18 protein-coding genes are annotated in these 20324 nt (G+C 70.0%); 11 read left to right on the top strand and 7 right to left on the bottom strand.

The window, feature by feature from the left end; all coding sequences use genetic code 11:
* Positions 1–259 precede the first annotated feature (259 nt).
* From ACFQUV_RS24370 to ACFQUV_RS24335, 8 genes are all read left to right on the top strand, one after another.
* A complete protein-coding gene (locus ACFQUV_RS24370; RefSeq protein WP_165363939.1) occupies positions 260–835 on the top strand; it encodes a PAS domain-containing protein in 576 nt (191 codons plus the stop codon).
* A 96-nt stretch (positions 836–931) separates the two neighbouring features.
* A complete protein-coding gene (locus tag ACFQUV_RS24365) occupies positions 932–1546 on the top strand; it encodes a PilZ domain-containing protein (RefSeq protein ID WP_129609451.1) in 615 nt (204 codons plus the stop codon).
* Positions 1547–1851: 305 nt separating this feature from the next.
* Positions 1852–2556 carry a FadR/GntR family transcriptional regulator gene (locus tag ACFQUV_RS24360; RefSeq protein WP_129609452.1) on the top strand — a complete coding sequence of 235 codons (705 nt, stop codon included), beginning with the start codon at positions 1852–1854 and terminating at the stop codon, positions 2554–2556.
* A gap of 333 nt (positions 2557–2889) precedes the next feature.
* Positions 2890–4308 carry a hypothetical protein gene (locus ACFQUV_RS24355; RefSeq protein ID WP_111387804.1) on the top strand — a complete coding sequence of 473 codons (1419 nt, stop codon included), beginning with the start codon at positions 2890–2892 and terminating at the stop codon, positions 4306–4308.
* A 10-nt stretch (positions 4309–4318) separates the two neighbouring features.
* Positions 4319–5482, top strand: a complete 1164-nt coding sequence (locus tag ACFQUV_RS24350; RefSeq protein WP_129609453.1) for an MBL fold metallo-hydrolase — start codon at positions 4319–4321, stop codon at positions 5480–5482.
* A gap of 116 nt (positions 5483–5598) precedes the next feature.
* Positions 5599–7638, top strand: a complete 2040-nt coding sequence (locus tag ACFQUV_RS24345; protein WP_129609454.1) for a GTP-binding protein — start codon at positions 5599–5601, stop codon at positions 7636–7638.
* Positions 7639–7766: 128 nt separating this feature from the next.
* A complete protein-coding gene (locus ACFQUV_RS24340; RefSeq protein WP_129609455.1) occupies positions 7767–9062 on the top strand; it encodes a GAF domain-containing protein in 1296 nt (431 codons plus the stop codon).
* 372 nt (positions 9063–9434) lie between these two features.
* The gene (locus tag ACFQUV_RS24335) at positions 9435–10055 is read left to right on the top strand and encodes a transglutaminase-like cysteine peptidase (protein ID WP_129609456.1); all 621 of its coding nucleotides are present in this window, start codon (positions 9435–9437) and stop codon (positions 10053–10055) included.
* Positions 10056–10286: 231 nt separating this feature from the next.
* On the opposite strand, the gene msrB is transcribed toward ACFQUV_RS24335, so the two are convergent.
* On the bottom strand, positions 10287–10688 hold the full coding sequence (gene msrB / locus ACFQUV_RS24330) for a peptide-methionine (R)-S-oxide reductase MsrB (RefSeq protein ID WP_129609457.1): 402 nt from the start codon (positions 10686–10688) through the stop codon (positions 10287–10289).
* Positions 10689–10914: 226 nt separating this feature from the next.
* On the opposite strand from msrB, the gene ACFQUV_RS24325 reads away from it, so the two are divergent.
* On the top strand, positions 10915–12234 hold the full coding sequence (locus ACFQUV_RS24325) for a DUF2336 domain-containing protein (protein WP_165363941.1): 1320 nt from the start codon (positions 10915–10917) through the stop codon (positions 12232–12234).
* Here ACFQUV_RS24325 and ACFQUV_RS24320 read toward each other — a convergent pair.
* Positions 12180–13271 (bottom strand): TRAP transporter substrate-binding protein, encoded by a 1092-nt coding sequence (locus tag ACFQUV_RS24320; RefSeq protein ID WP_129609459.1) that lies wholly within the window; start codon positions 13269–13271, stop codon positions 12180–12182. The genes ACFQUV_RS24325 and ACFQUV_RS24320 overlap by 55 nt on opposite strands.
* A gap of 210 nt (positions 13272–13481) precedes the next feature.
* Here ACFQUV_RS24320 and ACFQUV_RS24315 point away from each other — a divergent pair, with 210 nt between their 5' ends.
* Positions 13482–14423 (top strand): LysR family transcriptional regulator, encoded by a 942-nt coding sequence (locus tag ACFQUV_RS24315; protein WP_129609460.1) that lies wholly within the window; start codon positions 13482–13484, stop codon positions 14421–14423.
* 33 nt (positions 14424–14456) lie between these two features.
* Positions 14457–14924 carry a nucleoside deaminase gene (locus ACFQUV_RS24310; RefSeq protein ID WP_207211494.1) on the top strand — a complete coding sequence of 156 codons (468 nt, stop codon included), beginning with the start codon at positions 14457–14459 and terminating at the stop codon, positions 14922–14924.
* Positions 14925–14972: 48 nt separating this feature from the next.
* On the opposite strand, the gene ACFQUV_RS24305 is transcribed toward ACFQUV_RS24310, so the two are convergent.
* The 5 genes from ACFQUV_RS24305 to ACFQUV_RS24285 all read right to left on the bottom strand — a co-directional run bounded on the left by ACFQUV_RS24305 (position 14973) and on the right by ACFQUV_RS24285 (position 20039).
* Positions 14973–16106: an ABC transporter permease gene (locus tag ACFQUV_RS24305; protein ID WP_129609461.1), complete on the bottom strand. Its 1134-nt coding sequence runs from the start codon at positions 16104–16106 to the stop codon at positions 14973–14975.
* Positions 16103–17071, bottom strand: a complete 969-nt coding sequence (locus ACFQUV_RS24300) for an ABC transporter ATP-binding protein (protein ID WP_129609462.1) — start codon at positions 17069–17071, stop codon at positions 16103–16105. The genes ACFQUV_RS24305 and ACFQUV_RS24300 overlap by 4 nt, the downstream gene beginning before the upstream one ends.
* Positions 17068–17853, bottom strand: a complete 786-nt coding sequence (locus ACFQUV_RS24295; protein WP_129609463.1) for an HlyD family secretion protein — start codon at positions 17851–17853, stop codon at positions 17068–17070. Before ACFQUV_RS24295 ends, ACFQUV_RS24300 begins: the two co-directional genes overlap by 4 nt.
* The gene (locus tag ACFQUV_RS24290) at positions 17850–18578 is read right to left on the bottom strand and encodes a TetR/AcrR family transcriptional regulator (RefSeq protein ID WP_129609464.1); all 729 of its coding nucleotides are present in this window, start codon (positions 18576–18578) and stop codon (positions 17850–17852) included. Before ACFQUV_RS24290 ends, ACFQUV_RS24295 begins: the two co-directional genes overlap by 4 nt.
* 273 nt (positions 18579–18851) lie before the next feature.
* Entirely contained in the window at positions 18852–20039 is a 1188-nt protein-coding gene (locus ACFQUV_RS24285; RefSeq protein ID WP_371851728.1) for an ABC transporter substrate-binding protein, read from the bottom strand.
* Positions 20040–20324 lie beyond the last annotated feature (285 nt).

Here is a 20324-nt window from a genome sequence, read left to right as displayed (position 1 = left end):
TTGGCAGGAAGCGCGGTCAATTCCTTGAATTCGGCCACGTTCCGCCCGTTCGGCGCGACCGATATCGCGCCCTTCGAGGGATCGGGGGGAGGGGCCGTTAACCTTGATCGACGGTAAAGGACCCGTCTGGCCACCGCGACGGGCTATGACGGCACGCAGGCTGCTCGGTGGCGGCTACGATGGCGGCGAACAGCGCCCGCCGTTCCGAATCCGGACAGAGTCGTCCGGCCAGCACAGGTGCGGAGGCGGACCGAGCCCCATGAAGCACGCGGCCAGTCGCGAGCTGTTTCGATACTGGACGACGCTGCGCGGCGTCCGGCGCGCGCCCGAGCGCGACGAGATCGATCCGGCGGCGCTCCGCAAGGTGCTGGGCGACAGCTTCATTCTCACCTTCGACCGCAATGCCGGCCACCCGGTGCGACTCGCCGGCACCCGGCTGTGCGGCCTGTTCGGTCGCGAGCTGAAGGGATCGGCCTTCACCGGGCTGTGGGAGCCGGTGAGCCATCCGCTGATCGGCTCGCTGATCGCCGAGGTCGCCGACGAGGCGGCCGGGCTGGTGATCGGTGCCCATGGGCTGACGCAGCACGAGCCGCCGCTGCCGCTCGAGGTCGTTCTCCTGCCGCTCGCTCACCGGGCCTCGCTGCACGCCCGCCTGCTCGGGGTGCTGGCGCCGCTCCAGGTGCCGTACTGGCTCGGCATCGAGCCGGTGCGCAGCCTGCGCTTCGACACGTTCCGCAACCTGGCGCCCACGCTGGCGCCGAGCCTGATTCCCGCCGTGCGGCCGGAGGTCCGGCGCCCCCATTTGGTGGTGCTGGAAGGCGGACGCCGGGGTTGATGATCGCTCCTCCACAACCGCCGGCCCGGTTCGGTCGCAAGCGCGCGTTAACGCTCCCGCCATAAGGTCGTCGGATCGGACCTGTGGAGTGAGACAATGGCATTGGCGGAGCGCAGGCCGAGCCTGCTGGCCCTGGCGGACGAGCGCCGGCGGTTCCAGCGCGTCACCGTCAACCTGCTCGGGCGCTACATGCTGACCGACCGGCGGGAGTATCCCTGCCAGGTGGTCGACATGTCGCCGGGCGGCCTCGCCATGATCGCCCCGGTCAGCGGCCATGTGGGCGAGCGGGTGGTGGCCTATGTGGACCATGTAGGGCGCCTCGAAGGGGTGGTCACCCGCGTGTTCGCGACCGGCTTCGCGATGACGTTCTCGGCGACCGCGCGCAAGCGCGACAAGCTCGCCGCCCAGCTCACCTGGCTCGCCAACCGCCACATCCTCGATCTGCCGGAGGATCGCCGCCACGGCCGCTTCGTGCCGAAGACCCCGGTGACCCAGGTGGTGATGCCGAACGGCCTCAATGTGAGCTGCCGAATCATCGACGCCTCGCTGTCGGGCGTCGCGGTCGCCACCGACCAGCGTCCGGCGGTCGGCGCCTTGGTGACGGTGGGCAAGATCCAGGGCCGGGTGGTGCGCCACCTCGACGAAGGCTTCGCGATCGAGTTCACCCGGCTGCAACACCCCGACTTCATCGAGGACGGCCTGCGGCCCTGACCGGCCCGCCGAGGCGCAGACGTCTGCGCTCGACTCCGCGAGAGGCGAGACTGGGCTCCCCTGTGGCCCGGCCGCGCGGCCCTGCCACGCGGTCCTGACGCGCTGCTCTGCGGGTTTTGCATGGCGGCCGCCCGCCGGCCCGGAACACCCGGCCGAGCCGCCATCCCCTCATCCCCATTGGACAAATCAGCAGCGGCCGAGTCGCTCAGGCGCTCGATCAGCCCATAACTGGTCCAACCAGATAGAGAGTCTGGTTGTCCGGATTGGCTTGATTGGCGCCAGTTCCGGCGTATCATGATGCTGTCATGTCTAGTCTGGTTGGACCAGAGAGCGACAGCCCGCACCGAGTCGATGCCGTCGCCCAGCAGTTGATCGAGCAGCTCCGGCTGAAGGCTGGGCGGCTGCCCGGCGAGCGCCAGCTCGCCGCGCAGCTCGGATGCAGCCGCAACACGATTCGCGAAGCGCTGGCTCGATTGCGCGACCGTGGCCTGGTGGATGTCCGGCCCCGCCGTGGCGCCTATGAGGCGACGCGCGCGGGGGCTGCGACTCGCGCCGCTCCAAGCCCGGAGCAGGCCCTGCTGGCGCTCCAGTTGGTTGGACCAGAGGTGGCCCACCTGGTCGCCGGCCGCTTCGACGACGCCTATGTGGAGCGCCTGGAGGAGATCACCTCGGATCTCAGCCGCGCGCTGCTCGACCGCGATGCCGGCGCGGCGGGCCGCCGCCTGGTCGAGTTCTACATCGAGCTCGCCCGCCTGGCCGGCAACAGCTATCTGCACCAGGTGCTGGTCGCGGTCGCGACCGACGAGGCGCTGGTGTCGAGCCCGGAGCCGGCGCCGGAGCAGCGCGCCGTCGAAGCCTTCTTCACCCAGCATGTGGATGTGCTCCAGGCGCTCCGGCGCGGTGATCGCCGCCGGGTCGGCCGGCTGGTGGAGCGCTGCATCCACGCCTGGGCGAGCCTGGTTCACCTCACGCCGAGCGCCACGCCGGCCGACCGGGGAGGGGCGACATGAGGCCGTCGTCCGACCCCCGTGCCGTCCGCGCCGCCCGCGCCGAGATGTCCGGCGGCCCGTGCCGCCGCGCTCGCGCAAGCTCGCCGACCCTCGCGAAGACCCCCGCATCCATCCACGCCCGGCGGCGCCGTGTCGCCCGGCCGGTCGCGCCCCCGAGGGCGGCCGGCGGAGCCCCACGGCGATGCAGCCTCGGCGGGACCCTGGTCGCCGATCCGTGGCGGCCGACGAACGGCCCGATCCGCGCTGCGGCCGGGCCCAGAAAGGACCGGGTACCGGGGCCTGACTTGGCGGTCGCCCCGGTACCCTTCTGCCATCTCCACATGGGGGAACCATATGGAAACCGACGGCACGGCTCCCGGTTACCTGGAGTCTCGTAAACTCGTCAAACGATGGAGCGGGCCGTGGCCCGCGCTCGCCAACACCCTGCTTCTGGCGATCCTGTTCTACGCCACCTGGTGGATCTTCCAGGACCCGCGCGGGATCATGCGGCTGTACACGCCCTATGTCGGCTACATGTACTGCCGCTGGCTGCTGATCATCCTGATCTGGGTGGCCTACATCTTCGACTTCTGGCCGTTCCGGCGCGGCTGGATCGGCCGCACCCATCCGGTGGTCAAGGGGCTGGTGCTCACCGCCTTCAGCGTCGCCGTGATGCTGCTGATCATCGAGGGATTCTTCATGAGAATCCTCGGCGATTACGGGATCTCCTACATGAGCCCGGATCGGCTCGAGGCGATGGGCATCACCCGCTTCTACGCGCTCGAATACGCGACCGAAGCCATCATGATGTTCGCGGTGATCGCCTCGTGGCTGTCGCCGGCCTGGGTGGTGGCGGTCGAGAACGCCCCGTGGGGGAAGCTGCCGCAGCCGACCCGGGGCGTCACCATCATGCTGGTGACGTTCCTGTTCAGCACCATCGTCTACTTCCTGACGATGCACTCCCACATGGCGATCCTGTTCTACCCGTGGCAGCAGTACACGGCGATCACGCCCGGCTATTGGGAGACCTTCGCCAACACCGTGTCGGGCAACTTCCACATCGGCTGGATCATGTGCTGCACCGTGACGGTGTGGCTCTACGAGACGATCTGGGAACGCTACCCGTTCAACCTGATCCAGACCGATTGGCTGCGCCGCCTCACCGCCTTCTTCGGCATCATCGCGATCGCGGTCGCGCTGTGCTTCTTCCTCTACTACACGCAGGACCTCGTGTGGGGTGAGACCATCCGCGGCACCAAGCGGCTGATGGCACCCGACTGGCGTTGGCTGCATGTCGGCGAAATGGCCATCTTCTGGCTGGTGCCGATGCTGTTCCTGAACTTCTACTGCGGCAACTGGCCGACCCGGTTCAGCCGGCCCGTCAACGTGCTGCTGCGCACCTTCATCACCATCGCGGCGGCGATCGTGCTCTACGTCGTCTACTACAAGACGGCGCACCTCTTCCTCGGCGTCCAGAAGGGCTTCTCGCACCCGCAGCAGTTCCCGATGATCCCGACCATCTGGCTGATCAACATCATGCTGATCAACATGTGGTTCATGGACGGGTGGCCGGGCTGGAAGGCGGTGCCGAAGACCACCGAAGAGCTGGCCGCGAGCCATCAGGAGATCGTCGCCCGCGACGTGAAGTGGTCGCCCGCGCTCGGCGTCGGCCTCGCGGTCGGCGTGGTCGGCGGCGTCGCCATCTATGTGCTGGTGGTCGCCGTGCTGCCCTGGCTCGGCCAGATGGTCACCATCATCGAAGGCTCGACCTGAGGAGGTCATCATGAGTGAAGAGAAGACCACGTCACGTCGTGACTTCGTGATGGGCGCGGCGACCGGCGTCGGGGTCGGGGCGATCGGCGCCATGGGCCTCTACTCCTACACGCCCGCCGCTTATCGGCGCTTCGCCAAGGCGCCACGCGGCAACCGCGAGGAGTTCGGTGCCGTCCGTCGCGTCCGCGTCACCAACATCTCGGAGACGAGCTGGTTCGACAACGGCATGCTGATGGGCGACATCATGGCGGCCGGTGGCCTGCTGGTGAACCAGTACACCATCGGCTGGCCGCCCTTCGGCAACGGCAAGGGCATCGCCAAGGGATCGTTCGAGTCCGGCCTCGAGTCGATCCGCAAGATGATCCCGGGCGATCTCGACGAGGCTTGGGCCCTGCAAACCAAGCTCGGCGTCCACCCGGAAAATCCCGGCGGCTTCTCGTGCCTGATCGAGGTCGAAGCCCTCGACGGCACCATCCACAAGTACCTGCTCGACAGCGGCTGGTCCTTCGACTGGATGGACAAGGCGTTCAAGCGCGAGAAGATCGACCAGATGCTGGCGGCGCACGACATCGAGGCGCTGTTCCTGTCGCACGAGCACTGGGATCACTTCTGGGGCCTGCCGGTCACGCTGAAGTACGACAACCGCATCCCGATCTACGTCCACAGCGGCTACTACAAGGAGGGCCTGCAATACATCGGGGCCTCCGGCCACAAGGGCAAGCTGGTCATCCAGGACAAGCCGATCGAGAAGGTGATCCCCGGCATGGTCGTCATCAAGTACGACGTGCCGATCATCAACCGCGTGTTCGGCGAGACCTCGCTCGCGTTCAACATCAAGGACAAGGGCCTGGTCTCGATCTCCGGGTGCAATCACCAGGGGATTCTCCAGTGCACCGCCTACATGCGGAACAACCTGAAATACGACAACGACAAGTTCTACGGCATCTATGGCGGGCTCCACATCTCGCCGTTCGAGGACTGGGACCCGAAATACGACGATCTGGTGATCGCGCTGCGACAGTACGAGTTCGAGAAGATCGGCTGCAATCACTGCACCGGCGTCATCACGGCTCATAAGTTCGTCGAGCGCGGCTATCCGGTCGTCAAGGGAACGGCACGCTTCCGCTCGAAGACGCCGGACTATCTCGGCAACGGCGACACGATCGAGTTCTGATCGCGCCGACCTGCCGTTGAGGCCGCCGTGCGCGGCGGCCTCAATCTGATCGACGTTCCGGGGCCGCCGTCCGAAGGGCGGCGGTCACCGGCGTGGATGTCCGCCGGAGCCCCGCCATGCAGACCGATCATATCTTTCCACCCAGCCGTCTCGTTCCGCAGGCGGCCGACCTTCTGCGGCTGGTCCAGAACGCGCTGGTGCGGGCCTGCATGGACACCCGCTTCAAGCGCCTGGTCGGCTGGCGCGGCTTCGCGGTCTGCCCGGAGCCCATCGGTGCCGCGACGCTGCGTCTGACCGGGCGGCCCGGGATCTACGGGATCGTTCCCGACGGCTGCGATGCCGACGGCGAGATCGGTTTCGCGCGCTTCGGGCTGCACTACTTCCCGCTCGTCGGCGAGCCGCTGTTCGAGAGCCTGTCGCCCGCTGCGGCCGTGCTGATCGCCGCGCCCGAGTTCCGGGCCCGGGTGCGCAATTTTCCGGCCCATCCCGAGCTGATCGGGCCGTTCGCCATCGGCGTGCTCACGGTCGGCTTCGGGCGGCACAAGGACGTACTGTCGCTGACGCTGGAGACCTGCGAGCACCATCGCGTCGTCTCGGTCGCCGGCCTGCGTGCGGCCGACGGCGCCGTCGTGGTGCCACCCGGCGGCGTCGAGCAGGATGTGCCGGCGCGCGCGCTCGCCGAGGATCTGCTCGATGTGCTCGCCTGCGCGGTGACGGCGTGCGTCGGCGAGCCGCCGCGGCTCCTGCACGCCGACAGTGCCCCGGCCGACGAGATCGTGCGGGAGGCCGACGGTGGTTGGCATGCGCGCCGGTGCGACGACAACCGCCGTCTGCTGCGCACGATCGCCTGGGGTGAGGTGGGGACGCTCGACCTGGATCATCTCCGCCTCGATGGAGCGACCGCGACCGAGACCTGGACGGCCGCGACCGGCGCCCCGCCGCCCGCCACCGTCGCGGCGGCGCTGTGGTGGCGCACCCACGCGCTCGACGCGCTGCTGGCGGAGGGTGCCCATCCAGAGGCGGCGGACCGCCGGCCGAGCCTGATCGTGCTGTGCGGCTTCCTCGGCTCGGGCAAGACGACGCTCGTCAACCAGGTCATCGAGCATCACCGTAACCACGATCAGTTCGTCGCGGTGATCCAGAACGAGATCGGCGCCGAGAGCGTCGATGCTCATCTGGTCGAGGAGAGCGACTCGGTCGAGAGCCTCGACGAAGGCTGCATCTGCTGCACGCTGGCCGGCTCCCTCGCCAAGGGCGCACAGCGGCTGATCGATCGCTATCATCCCGAGCGCATCGTGCTGGAGACCACCGGGCTCGCCAATCCGATGAACCTCGTCGACGAGCTGGCGACGCTGTCGGACCTGGTGCGGCTCGACGTGATGGTCACCGTGGTGGACGCCGACAACGTGCTCGCCGCGCTCGCCACCTCGGCGGTGGCGCGCGAGCAGATCCGCGGCGGCGACGTGCTCGTCCTCAACAAGTGCGATCTGGTCGACGCCGCCGCCTTGGCGGCGGTGCGCGGGCATCTGCGCGCTCTCAACGATCGCGCCCCGATCCTGGAGACCTGCTTCGCCCGCATCCATCCGGCCTTGCTGCTCGGCGATGTCGACGACCTTCCCGACGCCGCTCCGGTGGCCGATCCCGCCGCCGACGTCGCCGCCCACGTGGCCCCCGCGCTGGCCTGCTGCGGCGGCGCGCACCACGCCGGCGCTGCGGACCACCATCACGAGCACCATCACGAGCACGATCACCACGACCACACCGCGCGCGAGCACCATCCGGGCTCGCACCGCGACGGCGGGGACGGGGAGGGCGCCGCGGGCCACGCCCGCCACGATCACCGGGCCGACGGCTTCGTGGCGATCCGCCTGCCGCAGCCGCCGGGGCTGTCACGCGATGCGTTGTTCGAGCGGCTCGCAGGGTCGCCGGGGCGCGCCTTCCGCATCAAGGGCATCGTCGATCTCGTCGACGGGCCGGGGCCGGAGGCGCTGCAATGCGTCGGCGCCCGCCGCGAGCTGGCGCCTCTGCCGTCCGTCTACGAGGGCGCGCCGTTCCTGATCTTCATCGGACAGGATCTCGACAGGGCGGCGCTCACGGCGCATTGGCTGCCGGCGGTGGCGCCGGCACGGGACGAGCGCGTGCCGGTGCGGGCCTGAGGCGAGATGAGATGAGGGGCGGGGTGATGGGCGAGGCGGTGGCCCGGCGGAGCTGCTATCTTGGCGATCGCTGCCACCGCTGCACGGCGACATCTTGCGCCCACCACCGCTGGAAGGACCCCATCGACGTGACTGCTGCGATTGTCCCCGACCCGCATGGGCTGTCCGATCTGCTCGGCGTATGGGCGACCTGCCTGGGCGACGCGCCGGTGCTGCCCTGGCAGCTCGACGTGCGCAAGAACGAGCTGACCTGTCTGACCGGCGAGCCGTGCGGCAGCGGTGGCGACGAGGTCGCGCTGATCCTCAAGAACCCGGCGCATGCGCGCGCCATGGTGCTGCCGGAGGATCAGGGCCGCTTCTTCGCCTGCGTGGAGCGAATCCGCGCCCTGCATCCGGCCGCCACCGTGGTGCGGGTGCGGGAGAGCGACGGCCCCGGACGCTGGGTCGCCATCGTGGCGATGCCGGACCCGGGCCGGGCGATGTGGTGCGTCGGCCTGCTGGCGGACTGCTCGGGGCTCGTCGACATCGTGCTCGGGGCGTCTTCCGCGAGCCGCCTCGACGACATGATCGCCGCGATCGACGATCCGGTGATTCTGATGAGCGCGCGCAGCCGGCGGCCCGTTGCCGCCAATCCGGCGGCCCGCGCCCTGCTCGGTGCGGCGCTGGACCGCCCGGGCGGGCTGTCGCTCGACGATCTCCTGCGCACGTCCTCCGGGGTCGGCGCGGCCGAGCTGTTCGAGGCGCTGGTGTTCCGCGGCCGCTGGAGCGGGCTTCTCGCGGTGCCGTCCGCCGACGGCGAGGTGCGGCTGTGCACGGCCCGTATCCGGGCGCTGCCGGACCGCACCGAGAACCTGCTGTGGGTGGCACTGGTGCCGGAGACGACGGACGCCGGCGATTCGTCCGCGGAGGCGAGCCGCAAGGTCACCCTCGGCGAGCCGCCGGCGGCGGCCGTCGCGGCGCTGGCGACGGCCGAGGACATTCCGGCGATGCTGCGCGCCATCCTGGCCCATCAGCCGCCCGGCATGGCGGCCGACGCGGTGATGCGCTCCCGTATCTTCATCGCCGAGAACCGGGTGGTGGTCACCGGCGTGGCGCGCTCCTCCCAGGCGATGCCGACCGCCGAGGCGTTCCCCTACGAGGGCTCGATCGCCGAGAACATCGTCCGCTTCGGGCTCGATCACCTGATCGTCGAGGACACCTCGCGCAGCATCAAGCCGATCGACTGGGTGCTGTTCATCCCCAAGGGCATCCGCTCCTATTTCGCGCTGCCGTTCTTCGTCGGCGGCGTGCTGCACAACGTGCTGATCGTCTGCTCGACCGAGGTGGGCCGCTTCGGCGAGGCGGACATGCGGGCGTTCGCGCCGCTGCTCGGGCCGATCGAGGCCGCCCTCGATCGGCTGGAGGAGACGCGCGCCGCGCCGTGAGGCGCCGCCGAGCGGCGCACCGCCGCCCGCTCGCGATACCGACCGTATCCTCTGGTAAATGAAAGATGCCGCCCGCGGCGCCCGGCCGCCGGCCTCAGGCCGTGGCCGCACCGTCTGCAGCGGCGCCGCGACGCGGCCGGTCGGTCCGCTGCCATGGCCTTCGAGATGTTGATATCGCTGGGCTTTTTTCAGTTGGATAAAAATTGAATCAAATCGAGTATTCTACGTTTTTATTCAATGTCATCTCAAAACAAAATCGAGCAACGTAAAGTATCGCTTGCGTATTGGTTTTAATTTCTCCTGGCGATTTAGCGGCGGCGCAAAGGTTGTATGCGAAGGTCGATCCTGTGAGGACGGGAGGGGATCGACACCATGAAGCGTCGTTCGAGACGAGCTCTGACGGCCCTGTGGACCGTCGCCGCCTTCGGCGCTCTGGCCGGTTCGGCTGCCGCCCTCGAGCGTCCGATCTACGCCGCTGTCCAGGACACCGCCCGCCCGCCGATCGGCTGGGTGAGCTTCTGCGCCGACCAGCCGCGGGAATGTGCCACCAGCCCGTCGACGCCGCGCGACGTCGTGCTGTCGCCGCGCGCCTGGCGCGATCTGGTGCGGGTCAACCGCTGGGTCAACGAGACCATCAAGCCGCTGACCGATCTCGATCACTGGGGGGCCGTCGAGAAGTGGTCCTATCCGGACGACGGTTACGGCGACTGCGAGGACTACGTGCTGCTCAAGCGGCGCATGCTGATCTCGGCCGGGTGGCCGCGTGAGGCGCTGCTGATCACGGTGGTGCGCGACCGCAAGGACGAGGGGCACGCGGTGCTCACCGTCAAGACCGACCGGGGCGAGTTCGTGCTCGACAACCAGGTCGACGAGATCCTGGGCTGGACCGAGACCGGCTATCGCTTCGTCAAGCGGCAGTCGCAGTCCGACCCGAACCTCTGGGTGTCGCTCGGCGACGGCCGTCCGGCCGTGTCGACCGCCGCCCCCCGCTGAGAGGCCCTTCATCGCTGCCGTTGAACCTTACGGCGGCGGACCGCGACAAAGCTTCAGGAGTTTCGCGAACCCGGTCACGTCCCCACCCCTCCCCGTCCCAGACCGGGCTTGCGCGCGGCCGACCGTCCCCCAACGGTCGGCCGCACTCTTTTTGGGGGGCGAGGAAAGGCCCCGCACGGGGGTCGCGCCACGCGGCCTCGGGGCACCATGCCTCCCGGGGCGCGCCGGGCCTCATCCCGGCTCGAATGTCAGGGCGACCCCGTTGATGCAGTAGCGCAGGCCGGTGGGCGGCGGGCCGTCCGGGAAGACGTGGCCCAGATGGCTGCCGCAGCGGCTGCAATGCACCTCGGTGCGCACCATGCCGTAGCTGCGGTCGGTCGAGGTCTCGACCGCACCCGCCTCCGGCTCGCCGAAGCTCGGCCAGCCGGTGCCGCTCTCGAACTTGGTCTTGCCGACGAACAGCCGCTGGCCGCAACCCGCGCAGGCGAAGGCGCCGGGGCGCTTCTCGTGCAGCAGCGCGCAGCTTCCCGGCGCCTCGGTGCCGTGCCGCCGCATCACGGCGTACTGCTCGGGGGTCAGCAGGCGGCGCCATTCCTCGTCGGTGCGGGTCACCGGGTAGGTCTTGGTCTCCATCGGCTCGGGTCTCCTGCTCGGGGGCGCCGGCGTGGCGCAGGTCCCTCAATGTAGGGACGGGGGGCCGCTCCCGCATCGGGAGGCGGAACGAACCCTTCGGCGCCGGAGGCCCCCGGATCGTCGGATTGAGACAAATCGTTCGTTTTCATTTTACCGGATGGAATCGCGAGACTGGCAACGTGCTCGCGTGGGGATCGCGTGGGGGTCCCGGCGGGAGTATTGTTCGATGGCGCAGAACCGGCAGTATCCGCGTTATCTCACCCTCAAGATGGGTCAGATCACCGGGGAAGGGCTGTTGCGCGACTGCGCGGTCCTCAATGTCTCGCGCGGCGGTGCCTGTGTGCTGGTCTCCGACATCGAGACGCTTCCACCGAGCTTCAGCCTGTCGTTCGACGGGGACACCCGCGACTGCGCGATCGCCTGGCGCGAGCGCCATCGCGTCGGCGTCGCCTTCACGGACGGGCCGCTCGACGAGAGCCAGCTTCCCGATCCGGCGGCGCTGCGCAGCGCCGAGCGCGGCGACGACGTGCTGCGGGTGGCCGAGCTGTTCCTGCGCGGCGTGCATGCCTACACGGAGCAGCAGCTCGACCTGTTCGATCAGGTGATGCAGCATCTTCTCGACAACACCACCGACGAGGCGATGGTGGAGCTCAGCGCCCGCATCGCGCCGGTGTCGCGCGGCCCCGTCGGGGTGATTCACCGGCTGGCCGACGACGACGACATCGCGGTGTCGGGGCCGGTGCTGGAGCGCTCGCCGATCCTCGCCGAGGACTTCCTGGTGCGGATCGCGCGCTCCAAGAGCCAGGCGCATCTCCTGGCGCTGGCCGGCCGCATCATGGTGCCCGAGAAGGTGACCGACGTGCTGGTCGACCGCGGCGACGATGCGGTGGCGCATCGCGTCACCGCCAACGACGGCGCCCAGATCTCCCGCGGCGGCTTCCAGCGGCTCGCCGGCCGCGCCCGCAAGGACGAGGAGCTGGCCAAGACCATCGTGCACCGCAAGGAGGTGCCGGCCGATCTGTTCGCCGCCCTGGTTCGCCTAGTGGCCGAGCCGGTGCGCCAGCAGCTCCTGCGCGACCCCGATCCGGATGTGCGCCGCCGCATGGCGCAGTGCCTGCTGACGCCGGCGGAGCCGGCCACGGAGCCCAAGACCCGCGGCCCGGCCCGTACCCGCCCGCCCGAGAAGCCGCGCGACGCCGATCTCGGGGCGGCCCGCGCCCAGCTCGTCGACGCCGCCCGCGGCGGCAAGCTCGACGCCACGGTCGACAATCTCGCCGCGCTCGCCCGCGTGCCCGCCGAGGCGGTGCGCAACCTGGTGCGGCTCGGCTTCGAGGATGGTGCGCTGGTGCTGTGCAAGGCGGCCGGCCTCGGCTGGCCGGACGCCAAGCTCGTCTTCACGGTGCTGATGACCCGCAACGCCCGGGTGGACTACAAGGCGGCGTTCGAGCGCTTCATCACCCTGTCGGGCGACACGACCGAACGCACCGTGCGCTACCTGAAGGCCAAGCGGTCGCCGTCGATCGTCGAGCTGCGCCGCATGCTCTGACGGCCCGGAACCGCAACCGGAACCGCGACCGGCGCGTCGGTCGTGTGTGCGGTGACGGTCGCGAACGCCTCGTCGGCCAGCAGTCCGCGGACGACGAGATCGCGCCACAGCGGCGCGAGCCGGTGCCGCAGCGGCGCCACCTCGATCCACGACATCACGACGCCGTGGCGCGCCGTCATCTCGGCGAGGTCGTGGCGCGCCGCCTCGGCGGTGATCCGCGCATAGGTCCGTCCCGCGCTGTCGGCGGCTTCGGCCAGAAGGGCGCGGTCGTCCGGCCCGAGCATCTGCCAGGCCCGCTCAGCGATCAGCATCGGCCACAGACGCGGCGCCGTGCCGACCACCGCCACATGGGGCGCCACGGCGGCGAAATGGGCGGTCGGCACCTCGCCGAGCGGCAGCACCGTCGCTTCCACGAGGCCACGGCGCAGCGCCACGAAGGCCTCGTTCCAGCCGAGCGCGACCGGCTGTGCGCCGAGCGAGCGCCACGAGCGGTCGGCGAGATCGTCCGGCCGGACCCGGATGCGCAGCCCGACGAGATCGGCGGCGGAGCGCAGCGGGCGGGTCGACGCGACGATCCGGTCGTTGGTGCGAACCCCGGTGAACGCGGTCGAGACGAAGCGCACGCCGTGCCGCTGGAGCAGCGCGTCCTCGGCGCGGCGGAACACCGGCCCGGCCAGATAGGCGCGGAGCTGATCGGCCGAAACCATCAGCCAGGGCAGCGACAGCGCACCGAACTCGCGCGGTGCCACATGGCGGATCGCGTCCAACGGTCCGGTGTACAGATCGATGGTGCCGGCCTTCAGCCCTTCCACCGGCAGGGCCGGGCCGGCCAGCCCGTCGCCGAGCCGCAATGCGATGCGCAGGCGGCCGGCCGAGCGCCCCTCTACCTCGGCCTTGAATTCGGCCAGCGCCACGGCTTCCGGGCTGCCGGGGCCGGCCGGCTCGCTCAGTCGCAGGGTGGTCTGGGACTGCGCGGCGCCGGGGCCGGCCACCAGGGTGGCGGCCAGCAGAGCGGCGATTGTCGTCGTCTTGGTCATGGACAGCTCCTTCACGCGGGAGCCGGTCGCGCGTGACGCGCCCGTGCTTCCGCCGAAGCACTGGACATCCCCGCACTGATGCGGTCAAATTATCATTCGTGATCGGGATTGAACGTCGAAGCTTATCAAAAGGGCCGGCTCGACGGCACCTACCACGACGCGATGTCCGCGACAGAGACCGGGGCCACGGCGATGGACAGGAGGTGAGGCGTGCTCGACGTCCGCTTGCTGCAAGCCTTCTACTGGGTGGCAACGCTCGGCGGCTTCCACAAGGCGGCGGCCCGCCTGAACATCACCCAGCCGGCGGTATCGCAGCGCGTCGTTCAGCTCGAGGCCGAGCTCGGCGTCACGCTGATCGAGCGGACCCGCCGCAGCGTCGCCTGCACGGAGCGCGGGCGCGAGCTGCTCGCCCATGTCGAGCGCCTGCTGACCCTCCACGACAAGCTCCATCACGCGGTCGCGGCGCCCGAGACGATCCACGGCGTGCTCCGGCTCGGTGTCGTCGAGACCATCGTGCACACTTGGCTTCAGGACTTCATGCGGCTGCTCGACGAGCGCTATCCGAACCTCGTCCTGGAGATCGACGCCGGCGCCTCGCCGCCCATCGAGGACAAGCTGCATGCCAACGAGATCGACTTGGCGATCCTGCTGCTGCCGCTCGCCCATGCGGATCTCGAGGTGCGCGAGCTGTGCCGGTTTCCGATGGGGCTCGTCGCCAGCCCGCGCCTCGGCCTCGGCGGCCGGCGGGTGACGCTGGAGCAGGTGGCGGCCCACCACGTCATCACCTTCGCGCGTCGCGGCGAGGCGCATGCGGCGGTGCGCCAGGCCTTCGCCGAGGTGCCGGACCTGCGGCTGCATGCCAGCTCGACGCTCGCCCCGATCGTCCGCATGGCGATCGACGGGCTGGCGGTCGCCGGCGTGCCGCCGGCCGCGGTGTGGCGCGAGATCGCCGACGGCGACCTCGAGGTGGTCGAGACCGGCGCCTCGTTCGCCGACCTGCGTTTCGCGGCCTGCTGGCGGCCGACCCCGGAGCGGCGGCTGATCCGCGCCGTGACGGCGCTGGCGGCCGAGGTGGCGGGGCGGGCGACGCACGGCGCGGTGGCGGCCGCGGGCCGGGCCGGGCGCGGCCGGGCGCCGGGCAGGCGACGGTGAGATCGTGGGAAGTGGAGCAAGAGGGAGGACCCCGTGTCGGAGATCGAGTTCATGCGGCGCGCCATCGCGCTGTCCTGCGAGTCGGTGGAGACCGGCGGCGGCCCGTTCGGCGCCGTGGTGGTGCGCGACGGGCGCATCATCGGCGAGGGTGCCAATCGCGTGGTGCCGGACCGCGATCCGACCGCCCATGCCGAGGTGGTGGCGATCCGCGACGCCTGCCGCACCATCGGCTCGCACGATCTCTCCGGCAGCGTCGTCTACACGAGCTGCGAGCCGTGCCCGATGTGCCTCGCCGCAGTATGGTGGGCACGGGTGCGCGAGGTGGTGTACGGCAATGGCCGCGCCGATGCGGCGGCGATCGGCTTCGACGACGCGGCGATCTACGACGAGGTGGCACGGCCCCTCGAGGCCCGCGCCCTGCCGCTGCGCCGCCTGGCCGCCGACGAGGCCGCCGAAGCGTTTCGGCTGTGGGCCGCGAGCCCCGACAAGGTGCGCTACTGAGATCGGGATGGGCGAGCGCGGAGCGGCGTCGGCCGCCTCGCGCGCCCGTCAGTCCAGCGTGCGGCGGAAGCGGCGCACCGCGATCGTCATGGCGAGCAGCATCAGCACCACGAGGGCGATCGCATCGTAGTGCAGGTCCGCAAGGGTCGAGCCCTTCAGCATGATCGAGCGGACGATGCGCAGATAGTGGGTGAGGGGCAGGGCCTCGCCCACCACCTGGGCCCAGTCCGGCATGCCGGCATACGGGAACAGGAAGCCGGACAGCAGCAGGTTCGGCAGGAAGAACATCATCGACATCTGCATCGCCTGGAGCTGGTTCTGGGCGAGCGTCGAGAAGGTGTAGCCGACCGACAGGTTGGTGGCGATGAACAGGGTGGTCAGCGTGGCGAGCAGCACCAGATCGCCGAAGATCGGCACCGCGAACAGCAAGACGCCGGCCCCGATGATCAGGGTCGCCTGAAGGAAGCCGATCACCACGTATGGTGCGATCTTGCCCAGCATGATCTCGACCGGCGTGATCGGCATGGCGAGCAGCGCCTCCATGGTGCCGCGCTCGGTCTCGCGGGTCACGGCGAGCGCCGTGTAGATCAGCATGGTCAGCGTCAGGATGGTGCCGAGCAGGCCCGGCACGATGTTGAGCTGGCTCACCGCGGCGGGATTGTAGCGGGCGTGGGTGCGGACCTCGAAGGGCGGCGGCGTGCTCTCGGGAATCGAGCGGTCCCATAGCAGCGCCGTGCGGGTCAGCGTGGTCAGTGCCGCGAGCGCCGAGCCGGCGGCGACCGGATCGGTGGCATCGGCCGCCACCAGCAGGGCGGGGCGATCACCGCGGCGCAGGTCCCGCTCGAAGTTCGCCGGGATCTCGATCCCGAACAGCACGGCGCCCGATTGCAGCAGATGGTCGAACTCCTGCTCGTCGCGGGCCTCGCGGACGATCTTGAAATAACGGGTGTTCTCCATGGCGCGCAGGATCGAGCGGCCTATGTCGCTCGATTCCTGGAGCAGTACCGCGGTCGGCAGGTTGCGTGGCTGGGTGTTGATGGCGTAGCCGAACAGCAGGAGCTGCATCAGCGGAATGGTGATCATGGTGGCGAGCGAGACGCGGTCGCGCCGGAGCTGCAACACCTCCTTGATCAGCATGGCGCCGACCCGGCGCAGGACCATCACCATCCCGTCGCCCCTCATGACCGGCCTCCCTGGCCGCGGCTCATCAGGTCGATGAACACGTCTTCGAGCGAGGGCTCCGAGGGCTCCCAGGTCAGCACCGGATCGGCGCGCAGCTCCGCGATGGCGGCGTCCACCTTCTCGCGGTCGGGGCCGGAGACGTGCAGCGAGGTGCCGAACGGCGCCACCATGGTGATGCCGTCGCGCCGTGCCAGCGTCTCGGCGAGGCCCGCGAGATTGGGGCCGGAGACCGTCCAGGTGGTGAGATGGGAGGCGGCGATCACCTCCGGAACGGTGCCCTGTGCCAGCAGCGTGCCGTATGCGATGTAGGCGATCTCGTGACAGCGCTCCGCCTCGTCCATGTAGTGGGTGGAGACCAGCACGGTCAGACCCTGGGCGGCGAGCGTGTGGATCTCGTTCCAGAACTCGCGCCGCGCCTTCGGGTCGACGCCGGCGGTCGGCTCGTCGAGGAGCAGCAGCTTGGGATTGGGTAGCGTGCAGGCGCCGAGCGCCAGGCGCTGCTTCCAGCCGCCCGACAGCGCCCCGGCGAGCTGCTCGGCGCGATCGCCGAGCCCGAGTCGCTCGATGGCGGCGCGGGCGGCGCGGCGCGGCGACGGCAGGCCGTAGACGCGCGCCACGAACTCCAGGTTCTCGCGCACCGACAGGTCCTTGTAGAGGCTGAAGTGCTGCGTCATGTAGCCGACGTGGCGGCGGATCTTCTCGCCCTCGGTGCGGATGTCGTAGCCCAGGCAGGTGCCGCGGCCGGCATCGGGCGTCAGCAGCCCGCACAGCATGCGGATGGTGGTGGTCTTGCCCGAGCCGTTGGGACCGAGGAAGCCGTAGATGGCGCCGCGCCGCACCTGCATGGTGAGATCGCGCACCACCACATTGGCGCCGAACGACTTGGTCAGCCCCTCGACCGCGATGGCGATCTCGGCGCCGCCGCGAGCGCCGTCCGGCTCGGCGCGCGGGTCGGCGGTGCTCATCGGGCCGCTGTGGCGGCGGCCGGACGCGCCCCGAGGGCGACGTCGATCGGCTGGCCGACCCGCAGCGCCTCCGGCCTGTCGGGCAGCGCCTCGATCATGAACACCAGCTTGTCGCGCTCCTGGAGGCTGTAGATCACCGGCGGCGTGAACTCGGCCGTGCGGGCGATGAAGCTCACGCGGGCGGTGAGGTCGGCGGCGCAGCCGTCGCAGGAGACCCGCACGGTGTCGCCAAAGGCGAGGCGGGGCAACGTCTCCTGCGGCACGAAGAAGCGGATCTTGAGATTGCCCGGCGGCAGGATGGCGAGCACTGGCTTGCCGGCCGCCACCATCTCGCCGGGGCGGAAGTAGATCTGCTGCACGGTGCCGGCGACCGGGCTCACCAGCACCCGACGGGCGAGATGCGTCTGGGCGGTGACGAGCCGGGCGCGTGCGGTGCGCAACGCCGCCTCCGCCTCGTCGAAGGTCTTCTGGGTGCCGGCCTGGGTCTTCAGCAGGGTGCGGGCGCGCTCGTAGGCCGTCTGGGCGTTCTCGAGCTGCGCCTCGTACATGTTCAGCTCGGCGCGTTGCAGGGCGTCGTCGACGGTGAACAGCGGTGCGCTGGCGGCGACCCGGTCACCCTCGCGGACCGACAGCGTCTCGACGCGGCCCGCCTCGTCGGGGCCGACGAAGATCAGGTTGGCCTCGACCCAGCCCTGATAGGTCGGGGTGGTCGGCTGGCAGCCGGCGAGCGCGATCACGACGACGAGGAGAACAGGCGGGAGCCACGGGCGATGCGTCGTCATGGCGTCGCGTCCCGGTCGAACAGGAGGTCGAGATGGGTGCGCATCATCGCCTCGACATCGAGCGGCATGTGGCGCTCGAACAGGCTGGCCCATACCACCGCCAGCAGGCCGGGCGCGACCACGAGCTGGGGAACGTCGACGAGGGCGCGGTGCCGGATCTCGCCGCGCTCGACCGCGCGTGCCAGCAACGTCCGGATCGCCTCCATGGCGGGACCGGCGACGTGGCGGAAGTGAAACTCGGCGAGCCGCGGGAACCGCGGACCCTCCGCCATCACCAGCCGCAGCACGTGGCGGCGCGGCGTCCCGTAGATCTCCTTGGCGAACAGGCCGAGCAGGTGCTCCAGCGCCGTGCGGACCGGGACGTCGTGGCTCGGCAGCGCCTTGAGGTCGGCGATCAGGGGCCCGAGCATCGACGTGATCAGCTCCTGGAACAGCGCCTCCTTGTCGCGGAAGTAGAGATAGATGGTGCCCTTGGCGATGCCGGCCCGCCGCGCCACATCGTCGAGCCGTGCCGACGCAAAGCCGCGCTCTGTGAACTCGTCGAGGGCGGCCTTGAGGATGGCGTCGCGCCGTGCCGCCGTCTTGTCGGCGCGGCGTGAACGCTTCGCCGGCGGCGCGGCGCGGCTGTCCTGTGCGGCGTCCGGGGGCGAGCCGCCGGGGCGGGACGGCGGCTCGGGCGGCGGGGTCGCGCGGCGCCGGGATGCGGCGGGTCGGGGCGGTGCCATGCGGGCAATCCAATGACTGACTGGTCAGTCATATTTATGCCCGGAAGCGGCTGCTGGCAAGATCCGTCTGGGTCGCGACTGCTACGGATGGGAGACGGGGCGGGGGGGGCTTGTCGGGGCCGGCGCCGGACACGCGCGTCGCGCCGAGGGAGGCCGCACCGACGGCCGGACGGCGACCGCGAGAGGCCGAGCGCGAGAGGCCGGGCGCAGCCGGACGGGCGGAGGGCGAGGAGCGGAGGCGGCGGCGCGCCGCCCCCGCGGGTCAGGTCGGTGTCACTTCATCACGCACTCGGCCGCGTAGGCGTCGGCGGCATCGTCGAACACCTTCTCCACCACCTCGGTGGCGAACTTGCCGTCCGGCCGCTTGACCGCCTTGACCACATAGAAGTCCTGGATCGGGAAGCCGTTGCGACCGATCTTGAAGTCGCCGCGCACCGACTTGAAGGGGGCGGCGGCGAGCGCCTGCCGGAACGCCTGCTTGTCGGCCACCTTGCCGCCGGTGGTCTTCAGCGCACCATCGATCAGCTTGGCGGCGTCGTAGCCCTGCGCCGCATAGAGCGACGGCACCACGCCGTACTCCTTCTCGTAGGCGGTGACGAACGCCTTGTTCTCCGCCGTGTCGATGCTCGGCGCCCACTCGGCCCCCGACAGCAGTCCGACGGCGGCATCCTGGGTGGCCGGCAGCGTCGTCTCGTCCACCGTGAAGGCGGAGAGGAACGGGATCTTACCGGCGAGCCCGGCCTGGGCGAACTGCTTGGTCAGGTTCACGCCCATGCCGCCCGGCATGAAGGTGAACAGCGCGTCCGGATTGGCGGCCGCGATCTTGGCGAGCTCGGCCGAGAAGTCGAGCTGGCCGAGCTGGGTGAAGATCTCGTCCACCACCTCACCCTTGAAGTGGCGCTTGAAGCCGGCCATCGAGTCCTTGCCGGCCTGGTAGTTCGGGGTCATCAGCACGACGCGCTTGAAGCCGCGGTCCTGCGCGTACTTGCCCATCACCTCGTGGTTCTGGTCGTTCTGGTAGGAGGTCGAGAAGTAGAACGGCGAGCAGCCCTTGCCGGCGAGCGGCGAGGGGCCGGCATTGCCGGAGATCAGGAAGGTCTGCGAGTCGAGCACCGGCTTGGCGATCGCCATCATGACGTTGGAGAACACCACCCCGGCGACGAGGTCGACCTTGTCGCGGTCGAGCAGCGCCCGCACCTTGGTGACGGCGACGTCGGGCTTCAGCTCGTCGTCGACGACGATCACCTCGGTGGGCTGGCCGCCGAGCTTGCCGCCCAGCTCCTTGACGGCCAGCATGAAGCCGTCGCGCATGTGGATGCCGAGCGGCGCCGACGGGCCCGACAGGGTGGAGACGAAGCCGATCTTCACCGGATCGGCGGCCGCCGGAGTTACGGTGGCGGCAGCGACGGACATCACCACGGCCGAAGCGGTGGCGAGAAGGCACTTCCTGGTCGGCGACATCGGGCTTCCCTCCTTGGGGCGACGGCGGGTCCTGGGGCTACGGCGCATGCTGGGCGACGGCGGGTCTTGGATGGCGGCGTATCGAGTGCGGCGAGAGCGCGGTCGGCGCGGGCGGGTGCGCGAGACATCGGTTCCGGTCGCTGTCCTCGCTCCCTGGGGGACGGAGCGGTGCGCCACGCCCCCTTGAATAAGATTGAACTCTGAATAATTTAGTTGTCAACGATTGGCGGCGTCGCAGCGTGGCGCCGCAACGCCGACCCGACGGTCGTTGTCCCGGCACCGGCT

Origin of the sequence: Rhodoplanes sp. P11 (assembly GCF_964266735.1) — a bacterium.
Taxonomy (GTDB): domain Bacteria; phylum Pseudomonadota; class Alphaproteobacteria; order Rhizobiales; family Xanthobacteraceae; genus Rhodoplanes; species Rhodoplanes serenus.
Note: the sequence above shows the minus strand (reverse complement) of the source record. Positions and strands in the feature narration are given on the sequence as shown.